Source organism: Haliea salexigens DSM 19537 (genome assembly GCF_000423125.1).
GTDB classification, from domain to species: Bacteria; Pseudomonadota; Gammaproteobacteria; order Pseudomonadales; family Halieaceae; genus Haliea; species Haliea salexigens.
Map to the genome: position 1 here is coordinate 37888 of NZ_AUHJ01000010.1, position 11413 is coordinate 49300.

Here is an 11413-nt window from a genome sequence, read left to right on the forward strand (position 1 = left end):
GCGATGTGTCGCGGCGGGCAGAATAAGCGCGCAATAGTTGGGTGATTTGTTTGCCGTGGGCCGCCGCTTACGCGAAAATAACGCCCCCTTGTTTACCGGCCTCAGCGCCCAGCCACGGAGCACGCCAATGCCATCCCGCTTTGAACTCGCCAACGCCATTCGTGCACTCAGTATGGATGCTGTCCAGCGCGCCAACAGTGGTCACCCTGGTGCCCCGATGGGAATGGCGGATATCGCCGAGGTGCTGTGGAACGACTTCCTGCAGCACAACCCGGCAAACCCGCAATGGCCCAACCGCGACCGTTTCGTGTTGTCCAACGGTCACGGCTCCATGCTCATTTACTCCCTGTTGCACCTGAGCGGCTACGAACTTCCGCTGGAGGAGCTGCAGAATTTCCGTCAGCTGCACAGCCGCACGCCGGGGCACCCGGAGTACGGCTACGCGCCCGGCGTGGAAACCACTACCGGCCCGCTGGGCCAGGGCATCAGTAATGCCGTGGGCATGGCGCTGGCGGAAAAGGTGCTGGCGGCGCAGTTCAACCGGCCCGGGCACACCGTGGTGGATCACCATACCTATGTTTTCCTCGGCGATGGCTGCCTGATGGAGGGTATCTCCCACGAGGTTTGCTCCCTCGCGGGTACGCTGGGGCTGGGCAAGCTGATCGCCTTTTACGACGACAACGGCATTTCGATTGATGGCGAGGTCGAGGGCTGGTTCACCGACGACACGCCGGCGCGGTTCCGTGCCTACGGCTGGCAGGTTATCCCCCGCGTTGACGGCCACGACCCGGACGAGGTGCGCCAGGCGATTGCCACCGCGCGCGCCGAAGAAGGCATGCCCACGCTGATTTGCTGCAAAACCATCATCGGCAAGGGCGCACCGAACAAGCAGGGCACAGAAGCCTGTCACGGCGCTCCCCTGGGTGTGGATGAGATTGCGGCGGCGCGCGAGTCCCTGGGCTGGACGCACGGTCCCTTCGAGATCCCCGAGGCAATCTACGGTGGTTGGGATGCCCGCGCTGCGGGTGCCACGCGGGAGCAGGACTGGGAGGCTGCCATGGCAGCCTATGCCGAGGCGTATCCAGCCGAGGCGGCACAGCTGCGCCGGCGGCTCGCGGGGGATCTGCCCGAGGGCTTTGCCGCCCAGGCCCAGGCGTGGATCGACCAGTGCCAGGCCGAGGGGCAGAGCATTGCCTCGCGCAAGGCCTCGCAGAATTGCCTGGGTACCTTCGGCCCGCTGCTGCCCGAGCTGCTCGGTGGCTCGGCGGATCTCGCCGGCTCTAACCTCACTCTGTGGCAGGGTGCGCAGGGCATCACCCAAACCGATGCCGCTGGCAACTACATCTACTACGGCGTGCGCGAGTTCGGCATGTCCGCCATCATGAACGGTATCGCCCTGCACGGCGGGTTTGTGCCTTACGGCGCCACCTTCCTCATGTTCATGGAATATGCCCGCAATGCCGTGCGTATGGCGGCGTTGATGAAGCTGCGCACGATTTTCGTCTACACCCACGACTCCATTGGCCTGGGCGAGGACGGCCCAACTCACCAGCCGGTGGAACAGCTCACGGCACTGCGTGCCACACCCAACCTGCACACCTGGCGGCCCTGCGATACGGTCGAGTCCGCGGTGTCCTGGAGCGCTGCCTTGCAGCGCACCGCGGGCCCCACCGCGCTGATCTTCTCGCGCCAGAATCTCGCGCATCAGGCGCGCTCTGCAGAGCAGGTGGCCGCGATTGCGCGCGGTGGCTACACCCTGGTTGATTGTGACGGTCACCCCGAGTTGATTCTCATCGGCACCGGTTCGGAGTTGCAGCTTGCCGTGGACGCCGCTGCCCGCCTGAGCTCCGCCGGGCGCCGTGTGCGCGTGGTGTCGCTGCCCTGTGCGGAGCTGTTCATGGAGCAGGACGCGGCGTACCGCGAAGCCGTGTTGCCCAGTGACGTGCTGGCGCGCGTTGCGGTAGAGGCCGCGCACGCCGACTACTGGTACAAGTTCGTCGGCCTCGACGGGCGGGTTGTGGGCATGACCACCTTTGGTGAGTCGGCCCCCGCCGCCGATCTTATGGCGTATTTCGGCTTCACCGTGGATGCGGTGGTCGCTGCGGCCGAAGAGGTGCTGCTGGGAGACTGAAGCGGTGTTGCGTCTCGCCATCAATGGCTACGGCCGCATCGGGCGCAGCATCCTGCGTGCGCTCTATGAGGGGCGGCGGCGCGAGCAGCTGCAGATCGTCGCCATCAATGAACTGGCCGATGCGCGCACGGTGCTGCACCTCACGCGCTACGACAGCACCCACGGCCGCTTCGCGCTGCCCCTGAGTGGTGGGGTGGGGGAGCTGCATATCGACGGCGACCGTATCGCCCTGCTCAGCCAGCCGGATGTGGCGCGCCTGCCCTGGGCGGAACAGGGCGTTGACCTGGTGCTCGAGTGCACCGGTGCCTTCAGTGACCGGGCTACTGCGGAACTGCACTTGCGTGGCGGCGCCGGACGTGTGCTGTTCTCGCAGCCTGCACAAACCGATGTTGATGCAACGGTGGTGTTCGGTGTGAATCACGACACACTGCAGTCTGCTCACCGTATTGTCTCGGCGGCCTCCTGTACCACCAATGGCATCGTGCCGGTTATCGACGCACTGCACCGCGCGCTGGGGGTGGCCTGCGGCACCATTACCACCATCCACTCGGCGATGAACGACCAGCCGGTGCTGGATGCCTACCACCACACCGACCTGCGCAAGACACGGGCGGCATCCCAGTCCATCATTCCTGTGGATACCGCCCTGGCGCGGGGTATTGAGCGCATTCTGCCGGAATTGGCCGGGTGCTTCACGGCGCAGGCGCTGCGGGTGCCCACGCAGAATGTGTCGGCCATGGATCTCACGGTGCAGGTGACCCGCGATACCAACGAGCAGGATGTGAACCGCATTCTGCGTGAAGCCGCCGCCAGCGCTTATCACGGTGTGTTGGGCTTCACCACGGAGCCGCTGGCGTCCTGCGACTTCAATCACGACCCGCGCTCCAGTATCGTGGATGCCAGCCAGACCCGGGTCAGTGGCCGGCGCCTGGTGAAGGTGCTCACCTGGTTCGATAATGAATGGGCCTACGCCAACCGCATGCTCGATGTGGCTGCCTGGTGGGGTGGCCGCGATGTTGACTGATTGCGCAGGAGTGCAGAGATGAAGCTGATGTCCAACCTCGACCTGGCCGGCAAGCGGGTGCTGATTCGCGAGGACCTGAACGTACCCCTGAAAGCGGGCCAGGTGAGCAGTGATGCGCGCATACGGGCGGCGCTTCCCACCCTCCGTCAGGCACTGGCTGCGGGCGCGAAAGTACTGATCATGTCGCACCTGGGTCGTCCCGAGGAGGGCGTGTTTGCCGAGGAGTTTTCCCTCGCTCCCGTGGCTGAGCGCTTGTCGGAACTGCTGGGCCAGCCGGTGTCGCTGCTGCGCAACTGGCAGCAGGGTGTGACGCTGGACAACGGCGAGATCGCCCTGCTGGAAAATGTGCGCTTCAACCCGGGTGAGAAGAAAGATGACGAAACACTGTCCCGCGCTTACGCTGCGCTGTGCGATGTGTTCGTCATGGATGCCTTTGGCACCGCTCACCGTGCCCAGGCCTCCACCCACGGGGTGGCGCGCTTCGCGCCGGTGGCCTGCGCTGGCCCGTTGCTTGCGGCGGAGCTGGACGCGCTGGACAAGGCGCTGGCCAACCCTGCCCGCCCACTGGTGGCGATCGTCGGCGGATCCAAGGTGTCCACCAAGCTGACCGTACTCGAAACCCTGGCGGACAAGGTGGACCAGCTGGTGGTCGGCGGTGGCATTGCCAATACATTCCTCGCCGCCAGCGGCAAACCGGTGGGTAAATCGCTGTGTGAGCACGACCTCATTCCCGCGGCCCAGGCGCTGATGGCGAAAACACACATTCCCCTGCCCGAGGATGTGGTGACCGGCAAGGAGTTCGCGGAATCCGCCGCGGCGGAAACCAAGCCCGCCGCTGCCGTGGCCGACGACGACATGATTTTCGACATCGGCCCGCAGGCGGCAGCAGCGATTGCTGACATTCTGGCCCAGGCGGGTACCATTCTCTGGAACGGCCCGGTGGGCGTATTCGAATTCGACCAGTTTGCGGGCGGCACCGAGGCGCTGGCCCACGCCATTGCCGCGAGTTCCGCATTTTCCCTCGCCGGTGGCGGTGACACCCTGGCGGCGATAGACAAGTTCGGCATTGCCGACCGGGTGTCCTACATTTCCACCGGCGGCGGCGCTTTCCTCGAGTATGTCGAGGGCAAAACGCTGCCCGCCGTTGCCATGTTACAACAGCGCGGGGACGATGCCTGAGGGCGCACCTGCACCAGAACCCATCGAGGATAGACCTATGGCACTTATCAGTATGCGTCAGTTGCTGGATCACGCCGCAGAGTTTGGCTATGGCGTGCCGGCGTTCAATGTGAACAACCTGGAGCAGACCCGCGCCATCATGGAAGCGGCCGATGCCACCAACTCGCCGGTCATCATGCAGGCCAGTGCGGGTGCGCGCAAATACGCCGGCGCACCGTTTCTGCGCCACCTGATCCAGGCCGCCATCGAAGAGTTCCCGCACATTCCCGTGGTCATGCATCAGGACCACGGTGTATCACCCGCCGTGTGCCAGCGCTCCATTCAGCTGGGCTTCAGTTCGGTGATGATGGACGGCTCCCTCGGCACGGACGGCAAGACACCCATGGATTACGACTACAACGTGGACGTAACGCGCCGCGTGGTGGACATGGCACACGCCTGTGGTGTGTCGGTGGAGGGCGAACTCGGCTGCCTGGGCTCGCTGGAGACCGGCGAGGCGGGGGAGGAAGACGGTGTCGGTGCTGCGGGCAAGCTGAGCCATGAGCAGATGCTCACCGACCCCGAAGAAGCGGCGGCCTTCGTGGCCGCCACGGGGGTGGATGCCCTGGCCATTGCCTGTGGCACCAGCCACGGGGCATACAAGTTCAGCCGTCCGCCCACCGGCGATATTCTCGCTATCGACAGGATTAAGGAGATCAATGCCCGCATCCCCAATACCCACCTGGTGATGCATGGCTCCTCCTCAGTGCCGCAGGAGTGGCTGGCGATTATCAACGAGTTTGGCGGCAACATCCCGGAAACCTACGGCGTACCGCTAGAGCAGATACAGGAAGGGATACGCCATGGCGTGCGCAAGGTGAATATCGATACCGACCTGCGCCTGGCCTCCACCGGTGCCGTGCGCCGTTTCCTGGCGGAGCACCCTGCCGAATTCGACCCGCGCAAGTTCCTGGCCGTGACCACCACGGCGATGAAGGACATCTGTGTGGCGCGTTACGAAGCCTTCGGCACCTCCGGCCATGCCGACAAGATCAAGGTGCGCTCGCTGATTGCCATGCAGGAAGCCTACGACGCGGGCCAGCTGGGCTCGTAGACCCGATAGCTTCAGGCCGCGACGTGGCTCCCGGCGCTGCAAGCCTGCAGGCACTGCGCAACGCACTGCCCCGTTTCGGCGGGGCCTGCGACCTTCCCGGCCTGGATGAGTACCTCGCGTTCTACGGTCTCGATTTCCGCGACTCGCCGGCGGGCTCTCGGTATCGGCTGGGCCGGGTCACCTCCGGTGGTTACGAACTCGCCGTGCAGTGCTGGGAACAACCTGACGCCCGGCACACCCTGCTGCTGGTGCACGGCTTTCTGGACCATGTGGGCTTCTACCGCCACCTCATAGGTCATGCCCTGCAGCGCCAGTGCAACGTCATTGCCTTCGACCTGCCGGGGCACGGCCTCTCCACCGGTGAGCCGGCGGCCATTGGCGACTTCAGCGAATATGCCGATGCGATTCAGGCGGTGCTCGACGCCGTCGACGTGCCGCCGCTGCCCCTGCAGGCAATGGCCCAAAGCACGGGTGGTGCGGCCCTGGTCGCCTACGCGCGACAGTGCGCGGCATGGCCGTTTACCGGCACCGTTCTCCTCGCGCCGCTGTTGCGCCCCGCGGGCTGGCTGCGTGTACGCGCCGCGCACGCGTTGGTCCACCGTTTTGTGGACACGGTGCCCCGCGGTTTTGCGCAGAACTCCTCGGACGCAGAGTTTCTTGCCTTCGTGCGCGCCGATCCCCTGCAGTCCCGGCGTATTCATGTGAGCTGGGTCGGTGCGTTGCGCCGCTGGCTGGCGGATTTGCCTATTGCCGACCTCGGAGTGGGGCCGGCGCTGCTGGTACAGGGCGATGCCGACGGTACGGTGGACTGGCGCTTCAATCTGCCGCGCTATGGTCAGCTGTTTCCGGGGTTGCGGATTGAGTTGCTGCACGGTGCGGGGCATCAGTTGGCGAATGAGTCCGAGGCGTTGCGAGAGCGGTATTTGCGTCAGGTGGATCGGTATTTGGGGTGGGGTTGTTGAATTTTCTCTGGTGCCCTGAAGTCGGCTCTGGGCGTGTTGGTGCTCTCAAGGGCACGCAGTGAACCCTTCCATGGGGGCTTGATGAAAACATCCGTGTTTTCAACAGCCCTTGAGAGCACCAACACCCCCAGAGCCTGGCTTGTGTGGTTCGCGGAGCCAGGAGTTTCTACAGAAGTCAGGGGGGCGAGGCGGGGACGACTGGGCCGGGCAGTCTACCCAATTGAGGGGGTCGTCGCCGACTGGGTCTCTCCGGGCTTGTATGAAACACGGATGTTTCATACAAGCCTCCATGGACGGATTTACGGCGTGCCCGGAGAGACCCAGTGGGCTGCGGCACCCGGTTTGTGGCACGACATCTCAGCGCACCGTCACTCGGTAGCACTCACGCGGACCACTACTCACCCCCCCGCCAGGTTGAGAAACTTCTGCACCCCGTCAAAAAACATCTGCACTGAGATGATCACCAGAATCATTCCCATCAAGCGCTCCATCGCCAGCAACCCGCGGGCGCCGAGCGCTTTCAGCAGCAGCGGTGCCATCATCAGCAATGCGGCGCACACGCCCCAGGCACCCACCACCGCAATGGTCCAGTCCACCATCCGGTCGGGGTCCTTGTGCACCAGCAGCATCGTAATCGCCAGCGCCGAAGGTCCCGCCACCATGGGTATGGCCAGGGGTACGATAAAGGGCTCGCCATCCGGCGTGTCGCCCATGAGGCCGTAGGGGGAGGGAAAAATCATGCGCAGCGCTATCAGGAACAGAATGATCGCACCGGCGATGCTGATCGACTCCTGTCGCAGGTTCAATACGTTGAGCATGGCGGAGCCGGCGTACAGGAACAGCAGCAACACCACCAGTGCAATCACCAGTTCCCGGAAAATCACCCATTGCCGGCGCCGTGGTTCCACATCCTTCAGCACCGACAGGAAGATGGGTACGTTACCCAGCGGGTCCATGACGAATGCCAGAGTGACAAAAGCAGAAATGGTATCCATGTTAACTCCGAGGCTGCAGCGCGCAGTGTAACCCGCAAGGGTGGCAGGGCAGTAGGGCCGTGGCCAGGGGCGGCCGGGGTGCGTGGACACGGTGAGGTGGATCTACGCTAGGGGTTGACGCGTCCAAGGCGGGCCGGTGCTATGCTTGGGCAAAAGGCTCGCCGGAGGGTTGAGGTATGCAGCGGCTTATTGGGAAGTTTTTGCGCGCGGGTGTGGGGCTCGCCGCCGTTGCGGTGCTCAGTGCCTGCGCGGCACAGCCGCCGGTGGAACGCGCCGTAGTGGTGGCAAACAGCGAGCTGCTTTCGGGGAGTCGACTGGGTGTGGCGGCGGATGCTCGCGCGCCGTCTGCAGACCTGACGGCCGTGAATGCCGACATGCGTGATTTCCTCCGTCAGCATGTGCCGGAGGGGCTTGGGCCCACGCGTACCATCGAGTTGATTCTGCGGGCGATTCTGGATGACGGCCTGCAGTTGCGCTACGACAATTTTCGTACCTTGACGGCTGCGGAGGCCTTCGACAGTCGGGAAGGGAACTGCATGTCATTCACGAACCTGTTTGTGGCCCTGGCGCGCGAGGCAGGTATCAAGGTGCATTACCAGGAGGTGGAGATACCGCCGTCGTGGACGGCGGAGGGCGACACCTGGCGCTACAATCTGCACATCAATGCGCTGGTGAAACTGCCGGGCGCGGAGCAGGTGGTGGACTTCAATCTGGGCGACTATGACCCCGCACTGCACCGGCGCGTATTGACTGACGAAGAGGCGCAGGTGCGCTATCACAACAACATGGGTGTGCACTGGATGACCGCGGGTGAGCACGAGCGTGCGTTCCTGCAGTTCCGCGAGGCGCTCCTGTTGCGGCCACGCACGGCGCATGTCTGGACTAACCTCGGCACGCTGTATCGTCGCGGGGGTGATCTGGTGGCAGCCGAATCGAGCTACCTGCATGCGGTGGAACTGGCCGATGATGCGGCGGCCAACAGCAACCTTGCGCGCCTGTACGCGGAGCTGGGTGAGCCGGCGCTGAGTGACTGGTATCGTGGTCGCGTGCAATTGTTCCGCCAGCAGAATCCTTACTACCTTCTCTACCTCGCGCGGGAGGCCTACGCGACGGCGGATTATTCGGCGGCGGATCGGCTATTGCGGCGTGCGATTCGCAAACAGCCGGAGGAGCACGAGTTCTATCGCTGGCTCGGGCTCAATGACCTGCAGCAGGGGGATACGCGCGCGGCTGCGGCGCATTTCGCCCAGGCGCTGGCGCGTGCCGACGCCGAGTCGGGGGCACGTTACCGGCACAAGCTGGATTTACTCGCAGGGCATTGAGCCGCCCTGCCTTGCGTAGAATTGCGCCGGGCCCTCAATTGCGTCGAGCCCTCTGGTAAACTTCGTGTTTTGACGTTGTCTGCGGGCGGGGTGATTCATGACAGTATTGCAATGGGGTGGGAGCGGCAGTTCGGTGCCTCTTTGTGCGCGGGTGCGCGCGTGAGCGGTCAGCCACAGCAGCGCCTGCAGGCGGCCCTGGAGGCGTTGCGTGCGGGGCGGGCGGGTGAAGCGGAGGCGCTGCTCGACGAGCTCACCCGGGCCGGTAACGCGGCGGCCTCCACCTGGCTGGCACTGGCCTTTGCGCGCGTGAATCTGGACCGGGCGGAAGGGGCTCTGCTGGCCGTGGACCGTGCCTTGCAGCTGGAGCCGCGCAACATCCGCGCGCTGTTGTTCAAGGCAGACCACCTGGATCGGCTGGGGCGCGATCGCACGGCCCTGGGGTTCTATCAGGGCGCGCTGCGCGTGGCGTCGAGCATGGCGCAGATACCGGAAGATGTGCGGCGCGGGCTGGCGCGTGCCGAAGAGGTGTGCGACCGCTGGGCCGCGCACTACGAGAATTACCTGCTGGAAAACCTGGAGGAGGCGGGTTTCAACCGCGCCGAGTTTCCACGTTTCGCGGAATCGCTCGATATTGCCTGTGGCAAAGTGCCGGTGCAGTTGCAGCAACCCACCCGTTACTATTTCCCGGGCCTGCCACAGCGCACGTTTTACCCCCGGGAGGCGTTTCCCTGGGCGGCGGCGTTGGAGGCACAAACCGCACAGATCCGCGCCGAGCTGCTCGCTGTCATGGCGGACGGTGCGCACTTTCAGCCTTACCTGGAGTCGGACCCGGACCAGCCGCAGCTGAATACCAGCCGCAACCTCGACGCCATGGACTGGAGCGCCTGCTATCTGTGGCGCGAGGGTGTGCGTGTGGAGGCGCTGGCGGAGCGCTGTCCGGTGACCTTCGCCGCGCTGGAGCAGGTGCCGTTGTGTCGGGTGCCCGGGCAGATGCCTTCGGCGCTGTTTTCCCGCCTGGCACCGGGAGCGCGTATCGAGCCCCACCACGGCGCGGTCAACACCCGGTTGATCTGTCACTTGCCCCTGGTGGTGCCGCCCCAGTGCGGCGAGTTGCGCGTGGGCAATGATCGGCGCAGCTGGCGCGAAGGGGAGTTGCTGGTGTTTGACGACACCATGGAGCACGAGGCATGGAACGAAAGCCGGGAGGAGCGGGTGGTACTGCTGTTCGACATCTGGCGGCCGGAGCTGGGTGAGGCGGAGCGCCACTGGGTGGCGACCATGCTGCAGGCCGTCAAGGCCTACGAAGCCACATGAGTGCTCAGGGGCCGGCCGCACACGCGGGCGCCTGGGATACCTACTGGCGGGGCACGCGGGAGAGTGCATCGCATCAGGAAGGGGGGCCACAGGAGCCCGTACTGGAGGCATTCTGGGCGACATTCTTCGCCGCGCAACTGGGCGCGCGCGCAACGCCATCGTTACTTGATCTCGCCTGTGGTCATGGCGCCGTGACCGGCCATGCCCTGAAGGTGTCTCCGGCACTGCTGCCGCACTGTAGCGATTACTCGTTCAATGCCTTGCAGGGCCTGCAGCAGCGCTACCCCAGCGCACGCTGCATTGCTGCCGACGCCGGCAATACCCCGTTTGCTGACGGTGCTTTCGACCTCGTGGTCAGCCAGTTCGGCGTTGAGTATGCGGGCCCCGAAGCGCTGTTCGAGGCCGCCCGGCTGGTCGCCCCCGGTGGCACGCTGGGGCTGTTGCTGCACCTGGCGGGCGGGGCCATTTACCGGGAGTGCGAGCACAATCGCGATACCGTGCGCGCCCTGCGTGAGCTGGATATCCTGAGCCTGGCGCGTGCCGCGTTTGACGCCGGATTTGCGTTGAATGCGGGTACCGGCAGCCCCGAGGCTTTCAAAGCCGCGGAGCGGGCCTTCACACCGGCCGTCAGGGGCCTGGAACAGTTGCTGCAAAGCCGCGGTGCGCAGTCTGCCGGGGGGCTTTTACAACAGCTGTATCAGGACATTGCGCACATGTACCGGCGCATGTCTGCCTATGCACCGGATGATATTCGCAGCTGGCTAGACGGCATGGATCTGGAGCTTACCGCCTACAGCGGCAGAATGCAGTCGATGCTGGACGCCGCATTCAGTCAGCAGGCCATTGACGCCGCAATGCAACGACTGGCTGCCGACGGATTTTCCCTGCGGGATTTGTCCCGGCTGCGGGTGTCCGCCGAGGCGCAGCCTGCCGCCTGGGCGCTGGTCATGCAACGCGGCTAGAAAACCCGTTCAGCGGTTCTAGATGGAGGGCGTGCCGCTTAGCCGCCGGCGGGGCCGGCGCTCTGCGCACTGTTGTTCTGGATGCTGTTGGTGGCATCGCGGCTGTCCTGTGATTCCTGCTTCCACTGGGCGTCTGTTTTGCAGACGCGTGTGCCCAGGCGTGTGCCGGTCTTGATGATATTGCGGCAGGTCATGTTTTCGTTGCTGGCCACGGCCTGGGCGGGCGTTGCGCTGTTGGCTCCGGCCGTTTGTGATGTGCCGGTGCTGGAGCACGCTGCCAACATCGTTAAGGTAGCGCCGAGGGCACAAAGCGTGAATGAGCGATTCATGTTGATCTCCTGAAAAGTCAGTACAGTCTCTACTGCGTTGTGTTGAAGGTCAATCCATCGAAAAAAAACCCGGCCTGGGGCCGGGTCTGGTCTTGCACCGTT

General features: G+C 64.6%; 10 protein-coding genes. 8 read left to right on the top strand and 2 right to left on the bottom strand.

Annotated features, from left to right (window positions below):
• Nucleotides 1-127 precede the first annotated feature (127 nt).
• The 5 genes from tkt to G533_RS21870 are packed head-to-tail and all read left to right on the top strand — an operon-like array spanning nucleotide 128 to nucleotide 6389.
• Nucleotides 128-2131, top strand: a complete 2004-nt coding sequence (tkt, locus tag G533_RS0112305) for a transketolase (RefSeq protein WP_027950208.1) — start codon at nucleotides 128-130, stop codon at nucleotides 2129-2131.
• A gap of 4 nt (nucleotides 2132-2135) precedes the next feature.
• On the top strand, nucleotides 2136-3155 hold the full coding sequence (locus tag G533_RS0112310) for a glyceraldehyde 3-phosphate dehydrogenase NAD-binding domain-containing protein (RefSeq protein WP_027950209.1): 1020 nt from the start codon (nucleotides 2136-2138) through the stop codon (nucleotides 3153-3155).
• A gap of 27 nt (nucleotides 3156-3182) precedes the next feature.
• On the top strand, nucleotides 3183-4334 hold the full coding sequence (locus G533_RS0112315) for a phosphoglycerate kinase (RefSeq protein ID WP_420835535.1): 1152 nt from the start codon (nucleotides 3183-3185) through the stop codon (nucleotides 4332-4334).
• 37 nt (nucleotides 4335-4371) lie between these two features.
• The gene (gene fba, locus G533_RS0112320; protein WP_027950211.1) at nucleotides 4372-5427 is read left to right on the top strand and encodes a class II fructose-bisphosphate aldolase; all 1056 of its coding nucleotides are present in this window, start codon (nucleotides 4372-4374) and stop codon (nucleotides 5425-5427) included.
• Nucleotides 5428-5450: 23 nt separating this feature from the next.
• Entirely contained in the window at nucleotides 5451-6389 is a 939-nt protein-coding gene (locus G533_RS21870) for an alpha/beta hydrolase (protein ID WP_051230281.1), read from the top strand.
• 398 nt (nucleotides 6390-6787) lie between these two features.
• Here the strand turns inward: G533_RS21870 and G533_RS0112330 are convergent, their stop codons facing one another.
• Nucleotides 6788-7384, bottom strand: coding sequence for a YhgN family NAAT transporter (locus G533_RS0112330; RefSeq protein ID WP_027950212.1), 597 nt, complete (start codon nucleotides 7382-7384; stop codon nucleotides 6788-6790).
• 176 nt (nucleotides 7385-7560) lie between these two features.
• Between G533_RS0112330 and G533_RS0112335 the strand changes: the two genes are divergently transcribed.
• The 3 genes from G533_RS0112335 to G533_RS23560 all read left to right on the top strand — a co-directional run bounded on the left by G533_RS0112335 (nucleotide 7561) and on the right by G533_RS23560 (nucleotide 10982).
• On the top strand, nucleotides 7561-8706 hold the full coding sequence (locus G533_RS0112335) for a tetratricopeptide repeat protein (RefSeq protein ID WP_027950213.1): 1146 nt from the start codon (nucleotides 7561-7563) through the stop codon (nucleotides 8704-8706).
• Nucleotides 8707-8865: 159 nt separating this feature from the next.
• Nucleotides 8866-10020, top strand: a complete 1155-nt coding sequence (locus G533_RS0112340; RefSeq protein ID WP_035528034.1) for an aspartyl/asparaginyl beta-hydroxylase domain-containing protein — start codon at nucleotides 8866-8868, stop codon at nucleotides 10018-10020.
• Entirely contained in the window at nucleotides 10017-10982 is a 966-nt protein-coding gene (locus tag G533_RS23560; protein ID WP_027950215.1) for a class I SAM-dependent methyltransferase, read from the top strand. Before G533_RS0112340 ends, G533_RS23560 begins: the two co-directional genes overlap by 4 nt.
• A 38-nt stretch (nucleotides 10983-11020) precedes the next feature.
• Here the strand turns inward: G533_RS23560 and G533_RS0112350 are convergent, their stop codons facing one another.
• On the bottom strand, nucleotides 11021-11311 hold the full coding sequence (locus G533_RS0112350; protein ID WP_027950216.1) for a hypothetical protein: 291 nt from the start codon (nucleotides 11309-11311) through the stop codon (nucleotides 11021-11023).
• Nucleotides 11312-11413 lie beyond the last annotated feature (102 nt).

What these genes read in the sequence shown, in the direction of transcription:
- tkt (WP_027950208.1), top strand. Translation starts at nt 128, where the DNA reads ATGCCATCCCGCTTTGAACTCGCCAACGCCATTCGTGCACTCAGTATG.
- G533_RS0112315 (WP_420835535.1), top strand. Translation starts at nt 3,183, where the DNA reads ATGTCCAACCTCGACCTGGCCGGCAAGCGGGTGCTGATTCGCGAGGAC.
- fba (WP_027950211.1), top strand. Translation starts at nt 4,372, where the DNA reads ATGGCACTTATCAGTATGCGTCAGTTGCTGGATCACGCCGCAGAGTTT.
- G533_RS0112330 (WP_027950212.1), bottom strand. Translation starts at nt 7,384, where the DNA reads ATGGATACCATTTCTGCTTTTGTCACTCTGGCATTCGTCATGGACCCG.
- G533_RS0112335 (WP_027950213.1), top strand. Translation starts at nt 7,561, where the DNA reads ATGCAGCGGCTTATTGGGAAGTTTTTGCGCGCGGGTGTGGGGCTCGCC.
- G533_RS23560 (WP_027950215.1), top strand. Translation starts at nt 10,017, where the DNA reads ATGAGTGCTCAGGGGCCGGCCGCACACGCGGGCGCCTGGGATACCTAC.
- G533_RS0112350 (WP_027950216.1), bottom strand. Translation starts at nt 11,311, where the DNA reads ATGAATCGCTCATTCACGCTTTGTGCCCTCGGCGCTACCTTAACGATG.